This is a genomic window from Pseudomonas sp. BE134 (assembly GCF_031456105.1).
Classification (GTDB): Bacteria; Pseudomonadota; Gammaproteobacteria; order Pseudomonadales; family Pseudomonadaceae; genus Aquipseudomonas.
The window spans coordinates 210,096-235,582 of sequence record NZ_JAVDUA010000002.1 but is presented as its reverse complement, the minus strand read 5'-3'; the positions used below and the strand labels follow the sequence as shown (position 1 = coordinate 235,582).

The window sequence follows — 25,487 nt, the reverse complement described above, 5'->3', positions numbered from 1 at the left end:
TTATCTCGCTGCGAAGGCTGTGAGCACTTGGCCCAGCCGTTCGTTCTGTTCAGGGGTGATTTCACGTCCGGCACCATGGCCGGCATTGTCCTGCGTGATGTAGGCCAGGCCCGAGAGCCAGTCGCCCAGATACCGCTGTGCCTGATTCGCCGGTTGCGCTGGCAGCACCGGGACTTGTCCCGGGCCAATGTCGGTGTAGAACGAAAACAATGGCGCCTTGGTACCGGCGCGGCTGTTCGGACGCTCGCTCACCGGTTTCTGGAGGTAGCCGAACCAGGACACGAAATCGCGCAGCACCCGTTGCACTTCCAGCACCTGGCGCTCGACCAATTGGTCGCGCCGCGCGCCGCTTTGTGCTCGTTTGAGGACGGCGCGGCTCAGTTGCCCCGGCAAGTCCTGGCGATAACCGGCGGTGATCAGCTCATCGACCACCGCTTCCAGCAAGGCCTTTTCCAGCCCCAGCAGGTTGAGCAGGCTCTGCCGGGTGGTCAGTTCACGCAGATGTGCGATCCAGGCCTTGAAGGCCGCTTTGGCAAAGCGGTGCTCGTTGCTTTGCAACTCGGGCGCCGGGGCGCCGGTTTTGCTGCTGACCGGTGCTTCGTGGCTGAGGTCGTCACTGAAATCGAAATCGAAACCGGCGTCGTTGCCATACAGGCTCTGGCTCGGTGTCGGGGCGATCGGCTCGTCTTTCGCGGCCGGCCCGTCATCGGTTTCGTACACGCCGCTGAGGTACAGGTCGCGCACCTCTTCGCTCGGAATGTCGAGTTGATCGATCAACTCACCGAGCACCGCCGGACGACGCCCCAGGCCCGTCAGAATCATTTGCGCCTTGGCTTTCTTGGCGGCTGCGGCGCTGTCGTCGTCAGCGTGGTACCAAGTGCTGAGGCCGTGAGTGGTCAGGCCTTCGAGGCATTCGCTCAATTGCTCGCGGATGCGCTGCAATTTGAATTCGATATTGGCCACACCTTTGAAACTGCCGCTGAAGTGGCTGATGCCACCGTCATCGTTGCGCAGCATTTCTGCCCAGGCGTTGGCCGGGTTCTTGATGTGTTTGCACACCAGGGCGTTGCTGGCAAAGCTGGAACCCAGTGCGTCGACACGGTCTTGATAGATGGCGTTGAGGCCGGTCTCCGCACCGGTCGCGTCTTGCCCGATGAATGCAGCGTCCATACGCGGTTTGCGCACCAGATAGGTGTTCTGGAACGGCGTGCCGGCCCAATCATTCATCCAGCTCAAGCTGCCGAAGCGCTCCAGCATGGTCAGCTTGACCATGCCGTTCCAGCTCTCGTCGTACTGATCGGGTGTCAGGCTCAGGGAGTTGGTAATACGCAGGTCGAGCATGGTCAGCGCCCAGATCAGACCGGTGTCGCGTTTGCTGCGAGCGGCCGAGTCGGCGCCCTGGGTTTTTTCGATCCAGCGGGTCAGCACCGGGCCCACGTCGTTGACATCGCTCTGCTTGGTCGTGCCTGTGCAGACTACAAGCGCGTTCATTTCCTGGTTGTCGGTATAGCGTTCGAACAGATAGGCGACCTTGCCGCGCAGGATCAGCTGGGAAACGGAGTTGTCCTTGGCGGTGGATTGCGGGTCGGTGGAATCGGCGATCTCGTGCAGTTTCTGGCGTCCGCGATAACCGGGGAAGTCCAGCAAGTCGACCTGATTGACGATGTCATCCACCGGCGCTTCGATCAGGCGGAAGGTCATTTCGGCGGTCAGTGCCGCCAGTTGCGCGACTGCAATCGCCTGACTGTTTTGCAGGCGATCGCCCACCAGCGGTCGAACTTCGATCGGTAAATCCAGCGGGCTGCCGAAGCGTTCGAGGATGTCGACGTTCATGATGCTGTCGCGCTGGCTGTAGCTGTCGTCTTCGAAACTCACCAAGGCCTTCAACGGCGCGAACACGGTCTCGGGCAGGCCCAGCTTGTGCAGCGCGCCGGCCAGTTGCTGGTACACGCGGGTCAACTCGCGTTGCTCACCCCAGAGGATCGAAAACAGCTCGGCCCGTTCCTGGAAATTCAGGCGTGGCGCCAGTTGCAACGCTTTGGGCCAGTACAGGTGCTCAAGCTTCTTCACCGAGTTGCGGAAGTTGTCGCGCAGGTAATCCCACAGCGACACCAGATCGTCGGCGTTGACGCCCGCTTGCATCGGGCCGCTTTCGCGGCCTTCGAACGGTTTGAGTGCGCGCTGGATGCGCTCTTCGTCGATCTCGTAGGAAATCCGCTCAAGGTCAAAATCCTTGAACCAGGCGTTGGCGAGAATCTTTGCCAGCTCGATTTCCTTGAACAGCGTGAGTTCTACCGGGAAGTCCTTGTCCTGACTTTCCGTCGCCCGACGGCTGAAACGCGTCACCAGGCCGGTGGCTTCCTTGCCACCACCCACCGGGTTGATGTGCTTGATGAAGTCCAGGCGGTGGTCGCCGAACTCGGTTTCCAGTTTGCCGTTCTGACCGGCGGCGAGGGCCGAAATCAGGTAGGACTTGCCGGCCTGGGACAAGCCGAAAAAGCCAATGGTCATCGGCGTGCAGGCGACGCGACCGAGGCTCTGCGCCAGATTGCGGGCGCGGTGCAGGCGGATGTTGAGGTTGTCGGCTTCGCTGTCCAGGCGCGGCGCATTGCCGCGCGTCTGGTCAATCCAGTCCAGCGCCTGACCGGCGCCTTCATAAACAGCGGCCCAACTGGCAGAGAGCTGAGTTTGATCGGGGGTCAGGTCTTTCATTTGCGTTTCACACTTCCACTGTCGAGCCAGTACTTGGTCTCGCTCAGGCCGGCGTCGAGCATGGTGTTGAGTTCCAGCTCGAGGTCGCTGCGCGGGTTGAAGTTGACGTTGTTGCTGTTGGATTCGATGTCGCGAACCGAGAGGCGGTCGCTCACCAGATCCTGCTTGCGCGTGTATTTGTCCGCCGGCTTGACCTCGAACCGCACCTTGAGCAGCGGCGCGCTGCCGTTTTCACCGATTGCCCGGGAAAACTTCTCCCGACCGGCCTTGGTGAACCGCAAGGTGTACAACGGCGAGGCGGCCCAGCGGTCGGTGGCCAACTGGCGGAAACCGAGGCGCAGATCGCCGCGCATTTCCAGTTGCGGCGTGTCGGCGGCATCGCCAACGCCGATTTCCGGCAGCTTGATTTTGTAGTCCTCGGACTGGATGTCGCGGTACAGCACGTCCGCATCCTTGATCACGTTGTTCAGGTCGATGACGCCGATGTGCTTGACCGTCGAATACGGCTTGAGCGCCGACGCACGGAAGTAGAAGTTCGGCACGCTGTGGTTGGCGCACAACAGGCAGAGCATGGCGCCGACCGAGGCGGTGCTTTTCGGGTCGTCGATCCGGCCGTTCTTGTGGAACGGGTACCAGCCTCCGGTGCGGTAGTTTTGCAGCGCCAGAATGCGCCCCGGTGGCAGCGGCAATACCTTGCGAATGAACGCCTGGATGCCGGGCAGGCGCGAAGGACGGCCGGTCAGCAACAAGACATCACACGGGTAATGCGCGACCACTTCACACAGCGCACCCAGGATCTTGGTGATGTTGATCTGATCGTTGAGGAACGCGGCGTGGAGCTTTTGCAGGTCGAAGCTGATCGGCGCGGCATACAGGTCGAAAGCACTCTGACCGCCGACATCGCGGCGCACGGCGGCGTTGACGTAGTCGAGCACGGTTTTGCTGATCGCGTTGTCACCGAGTAGTTGTCGATAACTTTGCGGTGTTACTTCTTGCGGGACCTGCGGATCGTAATGCTCGTACGCCTTGAGCAGCGCCAGGCCCAGCGGTGCGAACACCTGCAGGTTCAATTGCTGGCGCAGGATCATGTCCTGGGCGCTGACCGATTCATCGCCACACAGCCGTGACATCAGCGAATCCGCGGCTTTCACGCCAGCGTTCTGCAAGGCTTTTTCGAAACTCGGCAGGACGAAGTCCTGAATCACGTCCAGCAGGATGTCGTCGCCGGCCACTTTGAAACCATCGCGAAAGCGCTGCTCGGGCACGATGTGCACGTTGCTGCCGCTGCCGGTATTGCCCGCGCGGTCGAGGCGATAGTCGGTGATCACCAGGTCGGTGGTGCCGCCGCCGATGTCGATGGTCGCGAGGGTGATGCGTTGGCGGTCGGTCTTGTCCGGCCGGGCGATGGTGTCGAAAAACTCTTCCGGGTGACCGGCAAAATTCTCGTTGACCTCGGTGTACAGGTACACCAACTGGCCGCAGGACGCTTCGTCCCATTCCACGCGGATACTCGGAATCGGCGTGCGCGGGCTGACGGCCTGATCCTGATGTGGATCTTCCTCGCCGGCATGCCAGCCGAGGCTTTTCCACACCAGGCCGATGGCTTGCAGCATGCGTTCGTTGAGGATGCTGCGCTCGGCCTGCGGCATGCCCGGCGGCACGGTCAAGGTGATGCTGTTGAGCTGGCGCGGCACGCGGGTGTGACCCTGACGCGAGCGCTGGGCCGGGCTGTTGATTTGTGACAGCGCCTGGGCCAGTACTTCGGCGAGCATGAAGGTCATCAGCGAGCTGCGTGAATATCGCGGCATGAACACTGGCAAACGATCGTCTTCTTCGAGGCTGTACAGCGCCTCGCCGGTTTCGTTAATCAGGTGCGAGAACGGCGCGGCGGTAGCGTACGGCTCGTTGTCGGTCTTGATGTACGAGCAGTTGAAACGCCAGCCGTGGCCATAGGCGTTTTCGTCCCACAGATAGCGTTTCGGGCTGGACAGGCCCGTGGAACCTTCGGTGCCACGGCGACGGCTGGCCAGACGGCTGGCTTCATTGCCGACACGGGCAATCGTCGCCCATTGGAACGCATCGTGACGGCCGCTCTTGACCGAGCAGTGGTCCTTGCCGAAGTACGCCTGGGCGAATTCCACGCGGCTTTCGAACGGCAGGTTGTAGGTGTGTTCGGGGGTGATCAGGTCGCGCAGTTCCAGCACGTAGTTCTGCTTCAGCCCGGAGCCGGCCTGGCCGTGGTTTTCGATCAGGATGCCGCAGGTGCGCGAGTTGCCGACGTCCAGCACCAGGTCCACCGGAATCGGTTTGACCAGGCCATTGCTGTCGTTGGCGACCACTTTGAGTTCGGGGATTTCAACTTTCGCCCGGGCCGTCGACTGCTGGGCGGCTGACGGCGTACTCAGCAGGCTGAGCAAGTTGAGGTAGTGCGCCAGGTGATAGCTGGCGCGGATATCGGTGTCCAGCTCTGCGCGCGAACGGTGGGCATTGCCCTCGTTGAACACTTCCAGCAGCCACTCGTTGACCCACGGCTGCGCCAGGAACCAGCGGGTTTCGCTGGCCTTGGTCGCCAGTTTGAAAGACACGCCGGAACTGATGTCTTCTTCGTTTGGCGCCAGGTAAGCCGTGCCGTCACGCTTGGGCATCACGCGGCTGTCGAACGCCATCGTCAGGCGGTGGGTGTTACCGTCGATGTCGGGTGTCGCCAGTTTCACCAGACGCATGCGCGACCAGTTCGTAGGGCCCTCATCGAAGCGATGGGGCGGCATGAAGCGGAAAAACGGGGTCGGCAGCCAGATGCCGTCGAGCAAATCGAGACTGCTTTTCATGTCGACGCTGAACGCAGGTTTGGCTTTTTCGACCTTTTCCGGTTCGGGCTCGTAGAAAAAGAAGTCTTTCTCTTGGTTGTACGCCAGGCGGCAGATCAGCCCACTGATCATCGGTGCAAACTCGCCCGCCGGTTCCTTGCGGGGATCCAGGCGCAGGGCGAAATCCATGAACTGGATGCCGGTGTCGCTGACCAGCGTGACGGTGTCTTCGAATTGAGTGACTTCAGGCAACATGTCGGGTTATTCCGTTTTTTCGGCCGCTTGCCGCATGGACATGGGGAATTGTTCTGTTCCGTAACCGCCAGTGCAGTCCGCGACCGTGGTCGCCCCTGGGCGGCAGTTGACCTTGGGCATCTCGTAAGTGCTGCCATCGCCGCACACGGCCTGGCCTTGGCTGTCGATGGCCAGGCTCCCACCCTTCATGGTAGCGCTTACCGGCCCGCTGCATTTCGAACCGTCGGCCTGGTGTACGGTGACTTGGCCCTTACCGTCCTTGAGCTGGTACTCCAGACGCAGCGGTTTGCCGGTCCGGCGGTCCTGTATCCCGGCGCCTGCGTTGTACTGTCCGTCGAGAAACTTGGCGGCACCGTCGGCGGCGTCTGGCGGAATGCTCAGGGGAGGGCCGGCTTTTGCGGCGGCGGATTTTTCGGCCTCGGGCGATGTGACATCCGGCGGCGCGGTTTTGTTTTCGGGTGGCGCGGTTGGGGATTCGGCAGCCGGGTCTTTGGCTGGGTCTGTGGAAGGGGTTGTGGAAGGGTCCTTGGACACGTCGGCGGGTGCCGCGTCAGCCTCGTTACCCTCGACGCCGGGCGTTTCCAAACCCTGTGTTCCGGTCACGGCGGTGCCGGTTCCTGTGGTGGAGCCGATAACGGTGCCTGTCACCGGCACGCCATTCAACGTCCTGACATTGCCAGTCAGTGGTGGCTCTTCCAGCTGTTTTTCCACCGGCACGACGCCCTTGGGCAACAGGTCTACCGCCACCAACGGAAGCGGGACGCAACCGCGCAGGCCGAGCAATAGCCACAAAAGCAACAGCAGGAGCGGCAGCAGCAACAGCCACCACCAGTGCCGCCACCACGGACGGGCAACCACCGGTGCGACGGGCGCAACAACAGGCGCTTCGACCACGGGGGCCGGCGTCTGATAGAGGCAGTGCAGGGGATCGCGATTGAGGTCGGTACCGGCGTGCTCGAAACCCCAAAAGGTCAGCACCGGTTTGCCTTGCACCAGGTAAACGAAGTTTTCGTCAGGGATATGAATCACGCGCTTGAGCAACTTGCCGAACACGGCTTTGTCGCCTTGCTGCTGTTCGCCGGATTCAGTGCTCAGGAAACGCTGGCTCAATTCCTCCAGCGCGGTCTTGAGGGCTTCAAGTTGGCGGCGGGCAGGGGCGCGTTCTTCTTCGGTCGCGCTGCTCCACGGGATCACATCGCCGTCGAGGGCGCTGTACCAATCGATCTGGTTGCCGAGTTCATCGCTTTGAGGGATGGCCAGATGATCGACCAAATCGGGGTTCTTGCGGCGAATGGCTTCGCGCAATTGAAGGGCTGCCCGGTAGACCGGTTGACCTGTTTCGCCGAGGGCAGTGAATGACCCGCTCTTACCGCTGCGTAATAGTGCCCCGCGCATTCAAACTCCATACGATCCGTTGCGCAAAAATGACAGACAAAACTGTCTGTACCTGCTCCTGCAGTTAGCGGGCGACCTTAATGTCATCATGATATCGCCGTCAATCTGCCGGAGGTTTAAACCTCATGAGACTAACGTAAGCGTGCGGAGGTTGCATGAGGTCAAATTTAATTGGGTTGGGTTCGCTCGGGAGTACGTTTTTTAAGCTTGCTGAATCGTTTCATCAGCGCTATAAAAATGCACAACTCCAAGAAAGGCTTTCCCCATGACCCCACTCAAACTCGTCGTCGCCCTTGGCGCGTTGTCCGCCTCCCACGCCATGGCCTGGGATTACGTCCTGCTCGACAGCGACAAAGCCGCACAAAACTGGCAGATCACTAGCCAGCAACTGGGTGTGAAGACTGACCAACCCTTCTCAGTGAGCCTTCGTACCTTGCACGGCGGTCGGCAAGAGGGCGTCAGCATCGTCGACATCGATAACGGCACGATGAAACTCTCGGTAGTGCCGACTCGTGGTATGAACGTCCTGCAGGCGTCGGTCGGTCATGTGCGCATGGGCTGGGATTCGCCGGTCAAGGACGTGGTCAATCCGTCCTTCATCGAGCTCAACGGTCGTGGCGGCCTGGGCTGGCTGGAAGGCTTCAACGAGCTCGTCACTCGCTGCGGCTACGAATGGGTCGGTCATCCTGGCATGGACAACGGCGAACTGCTGACCCTGCATGGCCGCGCCGCCAACATCCCGGCCAGCAAAGTTACCCTGCATATCGATGAAAAACCGCCTTACGCGATCAGCCTGCGCGGCGAACTCAAAGAGCAGGCGTTCAAGAAAGTCGATTTCTCGGTGATGACCGAACTGGTCACCGAGCCCGGTAGCGTAGCGTTTACCCTCAATGACACCCTGACCAACAACGGTGATTATCCGAAGGAATACCAAGCGCTTTACCACAGTAACTTCAGTACGCCGTTCCTTGAGCAGGGCGCCCGATTTGCTGCGCCGGTGAAGCAGGTGTCGCCGTTCAACGACAAGGCCAAAGGGGATCTGGCGGATTGGCAAACCTATCGCGCGCCGACCAAGGACTATGACGAAACGGTTTACAACGTTGTGCCTTATGGCGATGCCAAAGGTGACACGTTGACCGTGCTGCATAACAAGGCAGGCAGCCTTGGGGTGTCGGTTGGGTTTAATACTCAGCAGTTGCCCGTGTTCTCGTTGTGGAAGAACACGGATACGCAAGGGCAGGGATATGTGACGGGGTTGGAGCCCGGGACGAGTTTTTCCTATAACCGCCGGTATCAGCGGCCACTCGGTTTGGTGCCGACGATTGGGGTTAAAGAGCAGAAGCAGTTTCAGATCAAGTACAGCTTGCTCGCGGATAAGGGGGCTGTGGATAAGGCGTTGAAGCGGGTGAGTGATATTCAAGGTGGGCGGGAGACTGAAGTTCGGCAGGCGCCGTTAGTTGATCTCACCAAGGAGTGACTCTGGTCAGTTTGTGCTTGGCCGATACTGCAATGCCTCAGCCAGATGTTCGCGGGTGATGCCATCGACCTGTTCAAGGTCTGCCAACGTGCGTGCGACCTTGAGCAGTCGATGGGCTGACCTGAGTGACAAGGTCAAACGCTCGCAGGCGGTTTCCAGCCAGGCTTCGTCGGTTGTGGATAACTTGCAGTGACGGCGCAGTCCTGGCAAATCAAGGAATGCGTTGGCGCAGCCTTGGCGTTTATGTTGCCGCTCCCGGGCGTTGGCAACCAGCACCGCAGCAGTGGCGGTGTTATCACCGGGTTTGAGCGCAGGATTCAACGACGTGGCTTCCCGCGCGACGGTCAGGTGCAGGTCGATCCGATCCAGCAGCGGTCCCGACAGTTTGTTGCGGTAACGCTGGACCATATCCGGTGTACAACTGCATTTGCCGCTGGGTTCGCCAAGATATCCACAGGGGCACGGGTTCATCGCGGCCACTAATTGGAAACGGGCCGGGAAGCGGACACGGTCCTTGGCGCGGGAAATCACGATGTGACCGGATTCCAGCGGCTCTCTCAAAACCTCCAGCTTGCGATCGAATTCCGGAAGTTCGTCGAGAAATAGAACGCCATGATGGGCGAGGGTTATTTCGCCGGGTTGCGGTTTCGAGCCGCCGCCGACCAATGCCGGCCCGGAAGCGGAGTGGTGGGGTTGGGTGAGCATAGAAACCGGAGGCATTGCGGCGCAATCGGACGGCGGTGGTTTTCTTGTAGGACGTTGCCGGGACTGTTGCGGGCTGAAGATCAAAAGCTCGCAGCCCTCGGCAACTCCTACAGGTAAATCTGAAGGTCGTTCCGACCTTATCGCGAGCAGGCTCGCTCCCACAGTAGATTGGGTTCCCACAGTGGATTGGACTTCACTGTGGAATCGCGGTGTTACTCGGCAGGCGGATTCAGCTTCGCTTCCAGCTCCGCCACCTTCGCCTCAAGACTCTCCAACCGTGCGCGGGTGCGAGCCAGCACAACCATCTGGCTATCAAACTCTTCCCGGCTCACCAGGTCGAGCTTGCTGAAGCCGCTCTGCAGCAATGCCTTGAACTGGCTTTCGATTTCGCTTTTCGGCAGCGGGGTATCGCCGCTGAAGAGGCGGGAGGCGGTGCCCGTCAGGGCGTCTAGGAAGTCTTTGGGCGCGAGCATGGGAAAGGTCCTGGAAACATTGGCGGGCAGTGTATCACGCAGTGTCTATAGTCAATTCCGGTAGCCAGGTGGCGCACGTTTTTCGCGCATGCGGACGGACGGCGGCGCACTGTTGTTGTGCGTTAGTTCTCGGGTAAATCAGGGTGGCGGACTGCGGTATTGGCCAAGGGATTGAATTCAGTGGGTTTTGTCGAGATGGCAAGCTTTCTGCTTAGTGACAATCAACCCATGCACTGATGCAGTCGCTGTGTCGAATGCAGTGCGCCAGGCGAAACGGGGGGAAGTGTTTCGTACGGAGTGGTTAGCTGGAATCGGACGGGCATTCAAGGCCGACGATGCGTTACAAAGCCAGGCACTGCGCTTAGACTTGAGACGGGTTTGTTTTCCTGGGGCAAGTCCACCAATTCGGGAGAGAGTTTTCATGAAGCTAGTCACTGCCATCATCAAGCCGTTCAAACTGGACGACGTGCGCGAGTCGTTGTCCGAGATCGGCGTGCAGGGCATTACCGTTACTGAAGTCAAAGGCTTCGGTCGGCAGAAGGGTCACACCGAGCTGTATCGCGGCGCGGAATACGTGGTCGATTTTCTGCCAAAGGTGAAGATCGATGTCGCCATTGACGACAAGGATCTGGATCGGGTTATCGAGGCGATAACCAAGGCGGCCAACACCGGCAAGATCGGTGACGGCAAGATCTTCGTGGTCAATCTGGAACAGGCGATTCGCATCCGTACCGGCGAAACCGATACCGACGCAATCTAAGCCGCCACAAACCCAACGCCCCAGGAGAAAACAATATGACTCTGCGTAAATTCGCAGGGCTAGGAGCCCTGTTGTCCCTCGTAATGCCCGGCCTGGCTTTGGCGGCAGACGAAGTGGCAGCCCCAGTCCTGAACTCCGGCGATACCGCCTGGATGATGACCTCGACAGCCCTCGTGCTGTTCATGACCATTCCTGGTCTCGCGCTGTTCTATGGCGGCATGGTTCGGTCCAAAAACATTCTTTCCGTGATGATGCAGTGCTTCGCCATTACCGGTCTGATCAGCGTCCTGTGGGTCATTTATGGCTACAGCATCGCGTTCGACACGACTGGCATGGAGCAGGGCGTCGTCAACTTCAACTCCTTCGTCGGCGGCATGGGCAAGGCATTCCTCGCCGGTGTCACGCCATCGAGCCTGACCGGCCCTGCGGCGCTGTTCCCTGAGGCGGTGTTCATCACCTTCCAGATGACCTTCGCCATCATCACCCCAGCGCTGATCGTCGGTGCCTTCGCCGAGCGGATGAAGTTCTCCGCCATGCTGGTCTTCATGGGCGTGTGGTTCACTCTGGTTTACGCACCGATTGCGCACATGGTCTGGTCCGGTAACGGCGGCCTGATGTGGGACTGGGGCGTGCTCGACTTCGCCGGCGGCACCGTGGTGCACATCAACGCCGGTGTGGCCGGCCTGATTGCCTGCCTGGTACTGGGCAAGCGCAAAGGCTTCCCGACCACCCCGATGGCTCCGCACAACCTCGGTTACACCCTGATGGGCGCCGCGATGTTGTGGGTCGGCTGGTTCGGCTTCAACGCCGGTTCCGCTGCGGCGGCCAACGGCACGGCCGGTATGGCGATGCTGGTGACCCAGATCGCAACAGCCGCTGCTGCACTGGGCTGGATGCTCGCCGAGTGGGTCACTCATGGCAAACCAAGTGCACTGGGCATCGCCTCAGGTGTTGTTGCCGGTCTGGTAGCCGTCACGCCAGCGGCTGGCACCGTGGGCCCGATGGGCGCGCTGGTCATTGGCCTGGCAGCCGGCGTGGTGTGCTTCTTCTGCGCCACGACCCTCAAACGCAAACTCGGTTATGACGATTCCCTGGACGCTTTCGGCGTGCACGGTATCGGCGGTATCCTCGGCGCGATCCTGACGGGTGTGTTCGCTGCACCGTCCATGGGTGGTTTCGGCACCGTCACCGACATTGCCGCACAGGTCTGGATCCAGTGCAAAGGCGTGGGCTTCACGGTGATCTACACCGCGATCGCCACCTACGTCATTCTCAAGGTCTTGGACGCCGTCATGGGCCTGCGGATCTCGGAAGAAGAAGAGGCGGTCGGCATCGACCTGGCACTTCATAACGAACGCGGCTACAACGTGTAAGACGCGCACAAAAATTTGCCCGGCTTGCCGGGCATTTTTTTGTCTGGCGTTTGTCAGTGAAGGAACTGCTGAAAGGTTTTTTCGTACACGTTCAGGGGCGTTTACGACGGGCGTTTTTCTGCGGCCGATGGCTTACATGATTGAAGGAATATTAGGGCCTTTGTTTTTTCCCAGAGCGCGCTAGAATGCGCCCCGAACGTGCGGAGAACTGTATGTGGCAACAGACTCTGATTACCCTGCGGGCAAGGCCCCGGGGCTTTCATCTGGTAACGGACGAGTTACTCGCCGGCCTGCCTGAACTCAAGGCGTGTCGGGTTGGTCTGTTGCATCTGTGGCTGCAGCATACCTCGGCGTCGTTGACCATCAACGAGAACGCCGATCCGGCGGTACGTCGTGACTTCGAACGGTTTTTCAATCGTCTGGTCCCACAAGGAACAGACGGCTATGAGCATAACGACGAAGGCCTGGACGACCTCCCGGCGCACTTCAAGGCCAGCGTGCTTGGCTGTCAGCTCAGTTTGCCGATCTCGGCAGGCCGACTGGCGCTGGGGACCTGGCAAGGTGTTTATCTGGGCGAGCACCGTGATTTTGGCGGTGCCCGTAAAGTCCTCGCCACCGTACACGGTGAAGAGGCATGAACCGCTGGTCACCAGCGGTTATTGAATTTTTTCCGGCGACTGTCGACAGACGGTGAAGCTGGGCTATAACTAATCTGCTTTTCGCAAGTCATGAGGTAGAACATGAGCGACGATGATCTGGAAAACGACGACCTCGAAGTAGGCGACGACGACGAAACCGAAGAAGGTCTGGAAGCAGCGGCCGAAGACGTCGCTGAAGACGATGGTGGTGAAGCGCCCGTTCCGACCGCCAAGGGCAAAGCCAAGGCAGCGGTATCGGTCGACGAACTGCCGAGCGTTGAAGCCAAGAACAAGGAACGCGATGCACTCGCGCGGGCCATGGAAGAGTTTTTGGCCAAGGGCGGCAAGGTGCAGGAAGTGGAGGCCAACGTGGTCGCCGATCCTCCCAAGAAGCCTGATAACAAGTACGGCAGCCGGCCTATCTAAGCGACTGCCCTTGCTTTCTGAAAAAGCCCGCCGTCGCCGCGGGCTTTTTCATGGGTGGTACAAAAATCTGACTTGCACCGCTCCCACAGGGGGGGTGTGAATTCAAAGTCAGTGTTGGGAATTCCAGAGGGCCAACAATGCCGGCAATTCGGTCAGGCTACGAATCTCCGCGTCAGGCAGGCGATCAGCTTCCCACACCTTGCCTTGCGGGTTAAACCAGACCGCCCGCAACCCTGCTTGCTGCGCCCCGGCAATGTCGTCACCCGGATGATCGCCAATATGCACGGCCGTCTCGGGCGTCGCCCCACCCCGTTGCAACGCCTCATGAAACAGGCGCGCATCAGGTTTGGCGATGCCGATATCTTCGGCGCACAGGGCAAACTTGAAGTAATCCGCCAGCCCTAACCGGCGCACGTCGGCATTGCCGTTGGTGACCACGCCCAAGGCGTAGTGCTTGGCCAGTGTTATCAGGGTCGGCTCGACTTCAGGGAACACTTCGATCTGATGCCGCGCATGCAAAAACACTTCAAAGCTTTTGTCGGCGAGATCGTTTGCCTGGTTATGGTCGTAGCCCGCCTCTTCCAGCGCATGGAACAGCACCCGACGGCGCAATGCGCTGATGCGATGTTTGAGCCCCGGTTCGCTGCTCAGGATTCGCTCCCGAATGGTCCACAAATGTTCTACCGGCACGCCCCCAAGGTTCGGCGCGTGCTCGGTCAGCCATTCACGCAGGACGGCTTCGGCGCTGAGGATCACCGGGGCGGTGTCCCACAGGGTGTCGTCGAGGTCGAAGGTGATCAATTGGATGGTCATGAGTCATCGCCCTTAATGCGTTTGGCCCGTGGATGAGCGCTGTCGTAAACCGTGGCCAGGTGCTGGAAGTCCAGGTGGGTGTAGATCTGGGTGGTCTTGATGTCTGAGTGGCCGAGCAGTTCCTGCACCGCGCGCAAGTCTTGCGAAGATTCCAGTAAATGGCTGGCAAAGGAATGCCGAAGCATATGCGGGTGCAGGTTTTGCCCCAGCTCACGCTCTCCCGCAGCCTTGACCCGAACCTGAATGGCCCGTGGGCCGAGGCGCCGGCCTTGCTGGCTGACAAACACGGCGTCGTCCGCCGGGTTGGTCATGGCCCGTAGCGGCAACCAGAGTTCCAGCGCTTCGCGTGCTTTTTTACCGACCGGCAGCAGACGGGTCTTGCTGCCCTTGCCCAGAACTTGAACCATGCCGTCGGCCAGGTCCAGTTGATCCAGATTGAGCCCGGTCAGCTCCGAAAGACGCAATCCCGATGAATAGAACAGCTCCAGAATCGCCTGATCACGCCGCGCCAGGAAATCATCTTCCACCGCCCCTTCCAGCAGTTGCAGCGCACGGTCGGTGTCGAGGGTTTTCGGCAGGCGGCGCTCACCCTTGGGTGGCGCCAGGCCATTGGCCGGGTCGTGGTCGCAAAGACCTTCGCGATTCAGATAGTGATAAAGCCCGCGCACCGCCGATAGCAACCGCGCCAGGCTGCGGGACGATTGACCTTGGGAATGCAGGCGGGCGATCAGGCTGCGCAGGCGCTGGATATCCAGTGCGGCCCAGCTGTCGATGTTCTGTTTGACGCACCAGCCCAGCACTTTGTCGAGATCGCGGCGGTAGGCGTACAGCGTGTGAGGCGACACCTGTCGCTCACTGCGCAGGTGTTCGCAGTAAGCGTCCAGTTGCCGTTCCATGGTCAGCGTACCGAGCGCAGGGAGCTGTTGACCCGTGGCAGCACGCGGCCCATGACCTCGGCGATGTAGCTCAGGAACAGAGTGCCGACCGAGCTTTTGTAGTGCTGCGGATCACGGCTGGCGATGGCAAGGATGCCGTGAATGCCTTGGTGACTGATCGCGACGACAGCGGTGGAGCCGATCTGCTTGCGCTGTTCTTCGCCGAACAGGAAATCCAGTTCGTGTTCACGCAGGCTGCCGCTGACGCTTTTGTCTTCCGTCAGCAAGCCGCCGATGGCCGTTTGCGCCTCGGCGTGAGTGACCCAGCGGCCCACCGGCATCGGGTTGTCACCCAGCAGGATCAGACTGACAAAGGGCACCTGGAAGTCCTGGCGCAAGCTGTCTTCGACACTGATCACTACATCTTCCAGGCAGGTGGCGTCCATCAGCGCGAGAATCAGGCGGCGGGTTTTATCGAAGAGGCGGTCGTTGTCGCGGGCCACGTCCATCAAGTGCGAGAGACGATGACGCAGCTCGATATTGCGGTCGCGCAGGATGGTCATCTGGCGCTCGACCAAGGACACGGTGTCACCGCGCCGGTGCGGAATGCGCATGGCCGGGAGCAGTTCTTCGTGTTCGACGAAGAAATCCGGATGAGCCTCCAGGTACGCGGCAATCGCCGCCGCCTCAAGGCTTTCGCTAGGGGCTTCGTCGGTGTGCAGGGCGGGAGCCTGGGGCTTATCGGTCATGGATTTCGCTCACTCAAAGACGCACTTGTCCTTCATATACGCGTACTGCCGGGCCAGTCATCATGACCGGTTGGCCAGGGCCTGCCCACTCAATGGACAAGCGCCCGCCAGGCAGGTCGATCAATAGCGGCGAATCCATCCACCCCTGGCTGATCGCGGCCACTGCGGCTGCGCAGGCGCCGGTTCCGCAGGCCTGGGTTTCCCCGGCACCACGTTCCCAGACGCGCAACTGCGCACGACTGCGGTCGATGACCTGAAGAAAACCGACATTGACCCGCGCCGGGAAGCGCGGGTGGTGTTCGATTTTCGGACCCAGTTCATGCACCGGTGCATTGTTGATGTCGCTGACCCGCAGCACGGCATGGGGGTTGCCCATGGACACAGCAGCCAGTTCGACCGACGTGCCATCGACGTCAACCGGATAGCTCAGGGCCTGTTCCGGGGCCGCAAACGGAATGTCGGCCGGCACCAGGCGCGGCGCACCCATGTTGACACTGATCTGGCCATCGCTACGCACATCGAGCTCGATGATGCCGCTTTTGGTTTCGACGCGAATCTGCCGTTTTGCGGTCAGGCGCTTGTCGAGCACGAAGCGGGCGAAACAGCGCGCACCGTTGCCGCACTGTTCCACTTCGGAGCCGTCGGAGTTGAAGATCCGATAACGAAAATCCACGTCCGGGTTGCTCGGCGCTTCGACGATCAGCAACTGGTCGAAACCGATACCGGTGTGCCGGTCGCCCCATTGCTTGGCGTGCTTGGGCAGAATATGCGCGTGCTGGCTGACCAGGTCGAGGACCATGAAGTCATTGCCCAGGCCGTGCATCTTGGTAAAACGCAGCAGCATGGGGTTACTCCGGCAGCAGGCTTTCGCCAGCAAACAACTCGGCTACCGTCTCACGGCGACGCACTTCAACTGCCTGATCACCGTCCACCAACACTTCAGCGGCGCGGCCGCGGGTGTTGTAGTTGGAACTCATGACAAACCCATAAGCGCCAGCCGAATGCACGGCCAGCAGGTCGCCTTCTTCCAGGGCCAGCTGACGGTCCTTGGCCAGGAAGTCTCCGGTTTCACAGATCGGGCCGACGATGTCGTAGGCACGAGCCGCCGTATCTCGAGGGCGCACAGCGGTGACGTCCATCCAGGCCTGATACAGCGCCGGGCGGATCAAGTCGTTCATGGCCGCATCGACGATGGCGAAGTCTTTGTGTTCGGTGTGCTTGAGGTACTCGACCTGCGTCAGCAACACGCCGGCGTTGGCCACGATGAAGCGACCCGGTTCGAACACCAGCGCCAGGTCGCGACCGTCGAGACGCTCGCGCACGGCCTTGATGTAGTCGCCAGCCAGTGGTGGCTCTTCATCGCGGTAGCGCACACCCAAACCACCACCGAGATCGATGTGGCGCAGGTAGATGCCGCAATCGCCGAGGCGGTCGACCAGGCCCAACAGGCGGTCGAGGGCATCGATGAACGGCGGCAGCGTGGTCAGTTGCGAACCGATGTGACAATCGACGCCGAGGATTTCCAGGTTTGGCAGCTGCGCGGCACGGACGTACACGTCTTCCGCGTCAGCAATGGCAATGCCAAACTTGTTCTCTTTGAGACCGGTGGAAATGTACGGGTGCGTGCCGGCATCAACGTCCGGGTTCACGCGCAGCGAGATCGGCGCGCGAACACCCAGCTCGGCGGCAACCACTTGCAGGCGTTCCAGCTCATCGGTTGATTCGACGTTAAAGCAGTGCACGCCGACTTCCAGGGCGCGACGCATGTCGTCACGGGTCTTGCCGACACCGGAGAACACGATCTTGTCGGCGCTGCCGCCAGCGGCCAGAACACGTTCCAGCTCGCCACGGGAGACGATGTCAAAACCAGCACCCAAACGCGCCAGGACATTCAGCACACCCAGGTTGGAGTTGGCCTTGACCGCAAAGCAAACCAGATGCGGCATGCCGGCCAGCGCATCGGCGTAAGCCAGGTACTGAGCTTCGATGTGCGCGCGGGAGTAGACGTAGGTCGGTGTGCCGAAACGTTCGGCAATGGCAGACAAGGCCACACCTTCGGCGAACAGCTCCCCGCCACGGTAATTAAAAGCGTCCATGGCGTTCCCTTATTGGTAGACGTCGTGCTTGTGTGCTTTGGATGCAGGCTGCTGCTGCGACGACTTGGCCTGCTCGACAGGATCCATGTCTTCATCAGGCAGGTACAGCGGGCCTTTTTGACCGCAGGCCGATAACAAGCAGGCAAAAGCGACGAGCGAAGCGAGCGCAGCAAAGGACGAGATCAGGCGCTTCATGGCGAAATCCTTGAAAATGCATTAATTGCGCCGGAGTATACCGGCCACCCGACAGCTTGCCTATGCGATGGAGCACCCGTCCGGCGGGGCTTGGCTCTTTGCTGATCAGCCTCGGGCGGAATACTGCAACCCCTGTGGGAGCGAGCCTGCTCGCGATGGCGGAGTGTCAGTCTACAAAGATCTTGAATATGATGGCCTCATCGCGAGCAGGCTCGCTCCCACAGGTTTCCAGGTCTGCAGGAAGGGCCCATGATCGTTATCCTTTGCAATCACCGGGGCTCGCCCGTATCTTGCGGCGCTTGAGCGTGAACAGACACTTTTTGAGGTTGCCGCAATGAGTTTGACCGAAGCCCGTTTCCACGATCTGGTCGATGCCACCCAGCAGACGCTGGAAGATGTTTTCGACGAGTGTGACCTGGATATCGATCTGGAGAGCTCGGCCGGTGTGCTCACCGTCAAGTTCGAAAACGGCAGCCAGTTGATTTTCAGCCGTCAGGAGCCGCTGCGTCAGCTGTGGTTGGCGGCTGTGTCTGGCGGCTTCCACTTCGACTACGACGAAGAGAGCAAGCGCTGGATGTGCGACAAGAGCGATGAGCAACTGGGCGAGATGCTTGAGCGCATCGTCAAGCAGCAGGCTGACGCCGATCTGGATTTCGAAGGTCTGTGAAATCGTGACCCAGCCTTTCCCCATCCGCGCGCCTAAACCGCTCTACAGCAATGTCAGCCCGGCGGTGCCCTCGCCGTGCAGCGGTGTGTGCCGGCTGGACGAGCAGAAAGTCTGCCTCGGGTGTTTTCGTCATGTCGAAGATATCCGCGAATGGCGCTCGGCGGATGATGAGCGCCGGCGCGTTATTTGTGCGCAGGCTGCCAAGCGCAAAACCTGCATCTGACGCATCGCCCTGGGGGAGCCCGGCTGACAATTCCCTCCTGTCAGTACCTTAGTCGCGCCTCACTTGTATATTTATTGAGCTGTGATAGTGTCCGGAAACGCCTCAACCCATCGAGGCTCGTTAAAACCCCGTCTTCTTCTGGCGGGGTTTTGCTTTTTCTGTGCAGAAGAAAGGAGTCTGCCTCAATCATGACCGCACCTTCCATCACCCTTACTCGTCTGGACGTACAACGTCTGGAACGCCTGATCGAAAGCCTGGATGACACGCTGCCGGGCGTTATCGCGCTGCAAACCGAACTCGATCGCGCCGATACCGTGGTCGGTCACGACGAAGTGCCTGCCGATGTCGTGACCATGAACTCCCGCGTGCATTGCCGTGAAGAAAGAAGTGGCAAGGACTACCACCTGACGCTGGTTTATCCCAAGGATGCCAACGCTGACGAAGGCAGGATTTCCATTCTGGCGCCAGTCGGCAGTGCGCTGCTGGGTCTCAAGGTCGGTCAGCACATCGACTGGCCGGCACCGGGCGGCAAGACCCTCAAGCTGACGTTGCTGGAAGTCGAATCACAACCTGCCCATGGCGGCGACTTCCCGGAATAACGCCCCTCAGACCTGTTCGAGCGCCTCGTTTAACGAGCGCTCCAGGTCGGCCTTGTATCGCAGGTACAGATTGCTGGAACTCTGACTGTCACCGAGCAGGCCCGAGAGGTCCAGGTCGGTGATATAGCAGCGATAGCGTTCGGTTTCGCGACGCTGCTCAACGATTTCTTGTGCGACCACGCTGAACAGTTGGTCGCCATGTTCCAGCTCCGAAAACTCTCGTTGATTGCAATACAACGTCACCTGCACCTTGTCCGGTGCGGCTTTACCGATGATTGCCTGTACGTCGTAGAACGGTTTGTTGACCGGCGTTTGCGGCGCCGGTCGCGCTTCGACTCGGCGTGCTCGCCCTGGGCCGGACGGCAGCAGTTGGTAGTACAACGTGTCCAGGCTCAAGGGCTGCGCGGCGTCCATTGGCAACAAGGCATCACGCCGGTACTGGATCGATTGCAGAAAGCGTTGCAGTGGCACCAACAGACTGTGTTCGTCGTGATAGGGCAAGCGTTGCTGCCACAGCGCATTCAACTCGTCCAGGACATACAGATCGGCCTGATCCTCAAAGATTCTGTAGAACACCTGAATGCACTCGGGCTGGCCCATCGGCAGGATCAGCGCGAGGTCGTGGTCTTCCAGCGCCATCGGGTCCAGGTGCAGCGGGCTGTACCCTGTCTGCTCCTTCCCCAGGTAATCGATCAGCGCAGGCAACGTGGCAATGGCGACATGATTAACCTGCCCCGGCACCAATTCCAGAACGTGATAGTGCTGTTGGACCTGTATCAGGTAGCGGTGATTGAGGTTGCTCAGTAGCAGGTTTTGCGCGGCATCGATCACCTCTTCTACCCGTCTTGCAATGAACTGCGCACGGTTATGGCAGAAGCAACGCACCCGTAGCCTGGGCTGCTGTGGCCCGCTCGGCAGATTGTTGAGGTAAGCGCACAGGCAGTCGAGCAGGGCGTGGGCGCCGTCGAAGCGGCTGACCAGCACTTCGTTCCAGCTGTTGAGTGTGACCTGATCCAGCGTCAGCACCAGGTTTTCGCGGACCCCGGCATAGCTCAGTGAGTCGGTGCGCTCGGTGGTCATCAGGATGTTCAGGTCGCGATGGTGTTTGAGCGGATCGACGCCGACGTTTACCAGAATCAACACTTCGCTCGGTACGCTGGGGCGCAGCAAAGCCTCCTCTGCGACGGTGGACAAGGGCAGGGCGATGCTCTGTTGCAGGCTGCCGAGCAGGTTGAATAGTTCGAACTCGCTCAGGTCGCTGGTGCCGGGGTGCAGGGCGAGCCGCGTGCTGCTGTCGATCACGCCATTGCGGTGGCACCAGGTGAGTAATTCGAGCAGTTGGCGGCTGCGTTTTAGCGGCGCGAAATGCTCCCACTCCTGAGCGGTCAGGCTGCCGTTGTACAAGCCCCATTGGGTTTGCCCCGGCTCTTTCTTGTTGGGCGCCTGCACCAGCGTCAGCGTGTCTTCGGCCAGGTCCGGGGCGATGCCCGGGTTGATGAACTCGACCTTGTCGGCCTTGCGCTCAAAGGCTGCATACAGCCGTCGACCTAACACGTTGAGGTCGCGTTTGTTGATCAGGCTGACGGTGCGTTCAGTGCGGGCGAACTGGGTCAGGAAGCGATAGCTGTGGTTCAGTTCGTTGACCAAGGCGCGGCGTTCAGCGCTGACCTGGCGCACTTTCCACTGGCTGCGGCTATCGAGCAGCGCCAGTTGTCGCTGATCCCAACCCCATTCCCGGGCCAAGCGCTCAAGCAATGATCGTTGCCAGCTCTGGGTGCGGCTGTTACCGGTGAGTTTGCGATTGACCTTCAGGTACAGCGCTCGACGCACCAATTCCAGCCGCTCCGGTTCGCCCTGGGCCTTAAGGTATTCCTCGATACGGCGGTAGACCACTACGTAAGGGTCCAATTCGTCGAGGTCCAGTTGATTGGCGAACACGGCTTGCTTGAAACGCAGGCTCAGGCAATGAACCTTCGGGTGTTCGCTGGCGTAGACCTCGGTCAGCAGCAGCTTGAGCACCGACTTGTAGGGCGACTCGATGCCCTTGAACAACTGCCAGAGCCCGGCGCCGATGAATTCGCCGGGAGGGATGTAGGCCAGATGCCCCAGGTCCAGGCTTTCGTCGGCGCGGATGAAGCGTTTGGACAGGAGCGTGTGGGTGTATCGGTCGTACGCTGATTCTTCGTAGACCGGTACCAGCCACCAGATCGGTGTGCGGCCCGCCAGCCAGATGGCGGTGCGGTAGAACTCGTCCAGCAGCAGGTAGTGCTGGGTAGTGCCGCAGTCTTCGGAACTCAACTGGTTATCGCGCTCACCAAGCACGAAGCGCGTCGGGTCGATCAGGAAGAAATGCGCCTCGGCACCCTGGCTGGCAGCCCAGACTTCCAGCAGCTGGCACTTTTTACGCAGCTCCGCGAGTTCGCTTTCGTTGAGGTCCGGCGCATGGCAGACCCAAACGTCCATGTCGCTTTGATCGGCTTGAGCCAGCGTGCCAAGGCTGCCCATCAAGAACAGGCCGTGGATCGGTCGCGGCGGATTGCTGCCGTGGCGCGGTTTGTAGGAAAACGAGCGGGTCAGGCGTTGCGCTTCCGCGAGGGCGTTGGCATCCGGCTCGAAGTTCGACAGCCCGGCCGGTGTGCTGCCGGATACATACCCCGGCAATAACGGGTGATTAACGTGGAAAAACAGCGGTAGCAGCGTCAGTACCGTTTGCTGGCGGGTCGACAAACCTTCCATGGCCCGGGCCATGCGACCTTCATTGAGCTTTAGAAAGCGTGCACGCAGTTGACTGAGAACCTTGCGGTCGATTCCCTCGTCCAGATCGGGGCGGATTTCATGGGTGCGGGTCATGTCAGCTCAAACCGGCTCGCGAGGCTCGGAAGTGGGGTCGGCGGATGGAGGCAGTTTAGCGCCTCGGGCCTGCCACTCTTAAGCTGAATTCGTTTTTTGACGTCAGATTTTTATCGCGCGGGTGCGAAGGTCACAGGGTGTGCCCGCGGAAAACCCGGTTGCAGGGGTTCCCGTGGGCGATGTGGTGATCTTCAGGCTGTTTCTTCGACGCTCAGTATGGTCAGCAGAGTCTGCACATTTTGTGCGGCATCACGCCCCAGGCTGGTCAGGTAACCGCCATCGGGCTGGTCGATCAGTTCCTTTTCAAACAGGCGTTGGGCGGCGGCAATGGCTTTCGGGGCAGCGGTCTGATGAATTTTCAAACCTTCCTGGGAACTGTCCAGGTTGAAGAGTGCGAGGATTTCCAGTTCGGCAACCAACTCAGGGGTAAGCGACATAAGGACTCCAGACTTTCTAGGAATTAGACGACAGCGCCCCTAAGGTGAGCCCACTTGTGCGGCATGTCCAGTGCCTGCATCAGGGTTTTTTCACCTCGGGAAGCATTCCCCGGCAGTGGTTCGGCAGCGGGGTGCGTTCCAGTGTAGTCAGGGTCTGGGGGAAGGCAGGAATGATGGGTGACAATTTGTGTTGAAGCCTGTCTCCCATCCATTTTGCTTACTTCTTTTCCGGCGGCAATTCGGGTAGCGCACGCAGAGCGGTTTCGTACCATTCGGTATTGAACGCGCGGTCTTCTTCGAGGATTGCGTCGATTTCTACCGCTAAAACATGGGCCATCAGGTTGAGGATTTCTTCACGCTCGTAACCGACCAGCGTGAGCTTGTTGAAGGTCGCCTTGGCGGCTGGCGGGTTGTCGCTTTCGATCTGGTTTTCGATGGCTTCGATCAGGGTGTTTTCGGCGAACTCTTCTTCGTCGATTTCGATATCAGTTGGCTCGCTCATGGCAGGCTCCTCAAGTTAAGGTCGCCAGTTTACCTGCATTCAGCGCTGTGATGCTGCTGGCAAGAAACGCTGGGGCGTTCTATAAACCAGGACTGCCAACCCCGCACGGCCTGGAGGCTTTGTGATGCTTAAGCTTTATGGATTCTCTGTCAGCAACTACTACAACATGGTGAAACTGGCACTGCTGGAGAAGGGACTGCCGTTCGAAGAAGTGCTGTTTTACCCTGGCCCGAGCCCAGAAGCGCTGGCCATCAGCCCGCGCGGCAAGGTGCCAGTGCTGGGCGTCGAACAGGGTTTCGTTAATGAAACCGCCATCATTCTTGAGTACATTGAGCAAAGCCAGAAAGGCACGCCGCTGTTGCCAGGCGACCCTTTCGAGCGTGGCCAGGTGCTGGCGCTGGCCAAGGAAATCGAGCTGTACATAGAGTTGCCGGGACGCATGTGCTACGGCGAGGCGTTTTTCGGCACGCCGGTGCCAGAGGCGATCAAGGAGAGGACCAAGTCCGAGTTGCTGCTGGGGTTCGCGTCATTGGCGCGGCACGGCAAGTTCGCGCCTTATGTCGCGGGCGATAGTCTGAGCATTGCCGATTTGTATTTCCTGTACAGCGTGCCGTTGGCGTGTGCCGTGGGGCAGAAGCTGTTTGGAGTCGATTTGTTGGCAGAAATGCCGGCGGCCAAAGCGCTGTTGCAGCGGCTTGAGCAGAATCCCCATGTGCAGAAGATTGCGGCGGACAAGGAAGCGGCGATGCCAGCGTTTATGGCGATGATCGCGTCCAAGAAGTAGGTTTTGTAGTGTTCTGTAGTCAGTCATCGCGGGCAAGCCCGCTCCCACAGTGGAAAGTGTTGAACACACCGGACTCTGTGGGAGCGGGCTTGCCCGCGAAGCTTTTAGCGGCTGGCGAGCAACGCCTGGCCGCGAACCACTGCCAGTTTGACCTGCGCTGGCGCCGTACCGCCGATATGATCGCGGGCATTGACCGAGCCTTCCAGGGTCAGCACGGCAAACACGTCCTGATCGATCTGGTCGCTGAATTTGCGCAGTTCTTCCAGGCTCATTTCCGCCAGATCCTTGCCGCTTTCCACGCCGTATTTCACCGCATGGCCAACGATTTCGTGGCAGTCACGGAACGGCAGGCCGCGGCGCACCAGGTAGTCGGCCAGGTCGGTGGCGGTGGAGAAACCGCGCAGCGCGGCTTCGCGCATCATCGCGTGCTTGGGTTTGATCGCCGGGATCATGTCGGCAAAGGCCCGTAATGAATCGCGCAGGGTATCGGCGGCATCGAACAGCGGCTCTTTGTCTTCCTGGTTGTCCTTGTTGTAGGCCAAAGGCTGGCCCTTCATCAAGGTCAGCAGGCCCATCAGGGCGCCGAAGACACGGCCGGATTTACCGCGAACCAGTTCCGGCACGTCAGGATTCTTCTTTTGCGGCATGATCGAACTGCCGGTGCAAAAACGATCCGGCAGATCGATAAACTGGAACTGCGCACTGGTCCACAGCACCAGCTCTTCCGAGAAGCGCGACAGGTGCATCATCGCAATGCTTGCCGCCGAGCAGAACTCGATGGCGAAGTCACGATCGGAAACGTTGTCCAGCGAGTTGCCGCCGACGGCGTCGAAGCCCAGCAACTGCGCAGTGTATTCGCGGTCGATCGGGTAGGTGGTACCGGCCAGCGCAGCGCTGCCCAATGGCATGCGGTTGGTGCGCTTGCGGCAGTCGACCAGACGCTCGTAGTCGCGGCTGAGCATTTCGAACCAGGCCAGCATGTGGTGCCCGAAGGTCACGGGCTGCGCGGTTTGCAGGTGGGTGAAGCCGGGCATGATGCTGCCGGCTTCGCGCTCGGCCTGCTCCAGCAAGCCTTTTTGCAGGCGGGTGATTTCATTCAGGATCAGGTCGATCTCGTCACGCAGCCACAGGCGGATATCGGTGGCAACCTGGTCGTTACGGCTGCGGCCGGTGTGCAATTTTTTGCCGGTGACGCCAATGCGGTCGGTCAGGCGCGCCTCGATGTTCATGTGCACGTCTTCGAGGTCGATGCGCCAGTCGAACTGGCCAGCCTCGATTTCACCCTGGATGGTGTTCAGGCCATCGATGATGCTGTCGCGTTCGGCATCGGTCAGTACGCCGACCTTGGCCAGCATGGTGGCGTGGGCGATCGAACCCATGATGTCGTGGCGATACAGGCGCTGGTCGAAAGTGACGGAGGCGGTGAAGCGGGCGACGAAGGCGTCGACGGGTTCACTGAAGCGGCCGCCCCAGGACTGATTGGTCTTGTCAGTGCTCATGAATTCGCTCGTATCGGCTGGAGAAAAGTGACGTAGAAAGCTGTGGCGGATAATAACAGGGTTGCCAATCCTGTCGCTGACACTGGTCGACAGGTTTTTTTCTGATGCCGCGGTCCATACTCAAGATGAGTCTTTGGGAAAATTGCGCAACGATATTTTTCAATTGAGCAATATCGT

At 60.0% G+C, this 25,487-nt stretch carries 23 protein-coding genes and 1 pseudogene; 9 read left to right on the top strand and 15 right to left on the bottom strand.

The window, feature by feature from the left end:
• Genes J2Y56_RS03170 through J2Y56_RS03160 form a run of 3 tightly spaced genes read right to left on the bottom strand, consistent with a single transcriptional unit; the run spans position 1 to position 7,169 of the window.
• The gene (locus tag J2Y56_RS03170) at positions 1-2,712 is read right to left on the bottom strand and encodes a virulence factor SrfC family protein (protein ID WP_310348602.1); all 2,712 of its coding nucleotides are present in this window, start codon (positions 2,710-2,712) and stop codon (positions 1-3) included.
• Entirely contained in the window at positions 2,709-5,774 is a 3,066-nt protein-coding gene (locus J2Y56_RS03165; protein WP_310348600.1) for a virulence factor SrfB, read from the bottom strand. The genes J2Y56_RS03170 and J2Y56_RS03165 overlap by 4 nt, the downstream gene beginning before the upstream one ends.
• Positions 5,775-5,780: 6 nt before the next feature.
• Complete coding sequence (locus tag J2Y56_RS03160) at positions 5,781-7,169, bottom strand: SrfA family protein (RefSeq protein ID WP_310348598.1); 1,389 nt, start codon at positions 7,167-7,169, stop codon at positions 5,781-5,783.
• Between the two features lie 265 nt (positions 7,170-7,434).
• Between J2Y56_RS03160 and J2Y56_RS03155 the strand changes: the two genes are divergently transcribed.
• Positions 7,435-8,646 (top strand): aldose 1-epimerase family protein, encoded by a 1,212-nt coding sequence (locus tag J2Y56_RS03155; protein ID WP_310348595.1) that lies wholly within the window; start codon positions 7,435-7,437, stop codon positions 8,644-8,646.
• A 6-nt stretch (positions 8,647-8,652) separates the two neighbouring features.
• Here the strand turns inward: J2Y56_RS03155 and J2Y56_RS03150 are convergent.
• A pseudogene (locus J2Y56_RS03150) lies at positions 8,653-9,345 on the bottom strand (ATP-binding protein); the annotation flags it as partial.
• Positions 9,346-9,563: 218 nt separating this feature from the next.
• Positions 9,564-9,824: an accessory factor UbiK family protein gene (locus J2Y56_RS03145; protein WP_007942366.1), complete on the bottom strand. Its 261-nt coding sequence runs from the start codon at positions 9,822-9,824 to the stop codon at positions 9,564-9,566.
• 421 nt (positions 9,825-10,245) lie between these two features.
• Between J2Y56_RS03145 and glnK the strand changes: the two genes are divergently transcribed.
• The 4 genes from glnK to sutA all read left to right on the top strand — a co-directional run bounded on the left by glnK (position 10,246) and on the right by sutA (position 13,021).
• Positions 10,246-10,584, top strand: a complete 339-nt coding sequence (gene glnK / locus J2Y56_RS03140) for a P-II family nitrogen regulator (RefSeq protein WP_002555808.1) — start codon at positions 10,246-10,248, stop codon at positions 10,582-10,584.
• Between the two features lie 35 nt (positions 10,585-10,619).
• The gene (locus J2Y56_RS03135; protein WP_007942367.1) at positions 10,620-11,957 is read left to right on the top strand and encodes an ammonium transporter; all 1,338 of its coding nucleotides are present in this window, start codon (positions 10,620-10,622) and stop codon (positions 11,955-11,957) included.
• Between the two features lie 212 nt (positions 11,958-12,169).
• Positions 12,170-12,595 carry a secondary thiamine-phosphate synthase enzyme YjbQ gene (locus tag J2Y56_RS03130; RefSeq protein WP_007942369.1) on the top strand — a complete coding sequence of 142 codons (426 nt, stop codon included), beginning with the start codon at positions 12,170-12,172 and terminating at the stop codon, positions 12,593-12,595.
• Positions 12,596-12,697: 102 nt separating this feature from the next.
• Positions 12,698-13,021, top strand: coding sequence for a transcriptional regulator SutA (gene sutA / locus J2Y56_RS03125; protein WP_007942370.1), 324 nt, complete (start codon positions 12,698-12,700; stop codon positions 13,019-13,021).
• A 108-nt stretch (positions 13,022-13,129) separates the two neighbouring features.
• Here sutA and J2Y56_RS03120 read toward each other — a convergent pair whose 3' ends face one another.
• Genes J2Y56_RS03120 through J2Y56_RS03095 form a run of 6 tightly spaced genes read right to left on the bottom strand, consistent with a single transcriptional unit; the run spans position 13,130 to position 17,749 of the window.
• Complete coding sequence (locus tag J2Y56_RS03120; RefSeq protein WP_007942371.1) at positions 13,130-13,834, bottom strand: HAD family hydrolase; 705 nt, start codon at positions 13,832-13,834, stop codon at positions 13,130-13,132.
• Positions 13,831-14,730, bottom strand: coding sequence for a tyrosine recombinase XerC (gene xerC, locus J2Y56_RS03115; RefSeq protein ID WP_007942372.1), 900 nt, complete (start codon positions 14,728-14,730; stop codon positions 13,831-13,833). Before xerC ends, J2Y56_RS03120 begins: the two co-directional genes overlap by 4 nt.
• A 2-nt stretch (positions 14,731-14,732) precedes the next feature.
• Positions 14,733-15,458: a DUF484 family protein gene (locus J2Y56_RS03110; RefSeq protein ID WP_310348592.1), complete on the bottom strand. Its 726-nt coding sequence runs from the start codon at positions 15,456-15,458 to the stop codon at positions 14,733-14,735.
• Positions 15,459-15,471: 13 nt separating this feature from the next.
• Positions 15,472-16,302, bottom strand: coding sequence for a diaminopimelate epimerase (gene dapF, locus J2Y56_RS03105; protein ID WP_310348589.1), 831 nt, complete (start codon positions 16,300-16,302; stop codon positions 15,472-15,474).
• Between the two features lie 4 nt (positions 16,303-16,306).
• A complete protein-coding gene (gene lysA / locus J2Y56_RS03100; RefSeq protein ID WP_007942375.1) occupies positions 16,307-17,554 on the bottom strand; it encodes a diaminopimelate decarboxylase in 1,248 nt (415 codons plus the stop codon).
• 9 nt (positions 17,555-17,563) lie between these two features.
• Positions 17,564-17,749 (bottom strand): LPS translocon maturation chaperone LptM, encoded by a 186-nt coding sequence (locus tag J2Y56_RS03095; RefSeq protein ID WP_007942377.1) that lies wholly within the window; start codon positions 17,747-17,749, stop codon positions 17,564-17,566.
• A gap of 334 nt (positions 17,750-18,083) precedes the next feature.
• Between J2Y56_RS03095 and cyaY the strand changes: the two genes are divergently transcribed.
• The 3 genes from cyaY (at position 18,084) to rnk (ending at position 19,238) form a co-directional block, all read left to right on the top strand.
• Positions 18,084-18,416: an iron donor protein CyaY gene (cyaY, locus tag J2Y56_RS03090; RefSeq protein WP_310333403.1), complete on the top strand. Its 333-nt coding sequence runs from the start codon at positions 18,084-18,086 to the stop codon at positions 18,414-18,416.
• A 4-nt stretch (positions 18,417-18,420) separates the two neighbouring features.
• Complete coding sequence (locus tag J2Y56_RS03085; RefSeq protein WP_310348585.1) at positions 18,421-18,639, top strand: DUF1289 domain-containing protein; 219 nt, start codon at positions 18,421-18,423, stop codon at positions 18,637-18,639.
• A gap of 188 nt (positions 18,640-18,827) precedes the next feature.
• On the top strand, positions 18,828-19,238 hold the full coding sequence (gene rnk / locus J2Y56_RS03080; protein WP_310348584.1) for a nucleoside diphosphate kinase regulator: 411 nt from the start codon (positions 18,828-18,830) through the stop codon (positions 19,236-19,238).
• A gap of 6 nt (positions 19,239-19,244) precedes the next feature.
• Here rnk and J2Y56_RS03075 read toward each other — a convergent pair whose 3' ends face one another.
• The 3 genes from J2Y56_RS03075 to J2Y56_RS03065 all read right to left on the bottom strand — a co-directional run bounded on the left by J2Y56_RS03075 (position 19,245) and on the right by J2Y56_RS03065 (position 23,027).
• A complete protein-coding gene (locus J2Y56_RS03075; RefSeq protein ID WP_310348582.1) occupies positions 19,245-22,088 on the bottom strand; it encodes a class I adenylate cyclase in 2,844 nt (947 codons plus the stop codon).
• 191 nt (positions 22,089-22,279) lie between these two features.
• Positions 22,280-22,525, bottom strand: coding sequence for a TIGR02647 family protein (locus J2Y56_RS03070; RefSeq protein ID WP_007942381.1), 246 nt, complete (start codon positions 22,523-22,525; stop codon positions 22,280-22,282).
• A gap of 217 nt (positions 22,526-22,742) precedes the next feature.
• A complete protein-coding gene (locus J2Y56_RS03065; protein ID WP_007894899.1) occupies positions 22,743-23,027 on the bottom strand; it encodes a hypothetical protein in 285 nt (94 codons plus the stop codon).
• A gap of 124 nt (positions 23,028-23,151) precedes the next feature.
• On the opposite strand from J2Y56_RS03065, the gene J2Y56_RS03060 reads away from it, so the two are divergent.
• Positions 23,152-23,811, top strand: a complete 660-nt coding sequence (locus J2Y56_RS03060) for a glutathione S-transferase family protein (RefSeq protein WP_007942382.1) — start codon at positions 23,152-23,154, stop codon at positions 23,809-23,811.
• Between the two features lie 104 nt (positions 23,812-23,915).
• Here J2Y56_RS03060 and argH read toward each other — a convergent pair whose 3' ends face one another.
• Positions 23,916-25,310, bottom strand: coding sequence for an argininosuccinate lyase (gene argH, locus J2Y56_RS03055; RefSeq protein ID WP_007942383.1), 1,395 nt, complete (start codon positions 25,308-25,310; stop codon positions 23,916-23,918).
• Between the last annotated feature and the right edge of the window lie 177 nt (positions 25,311-25,487).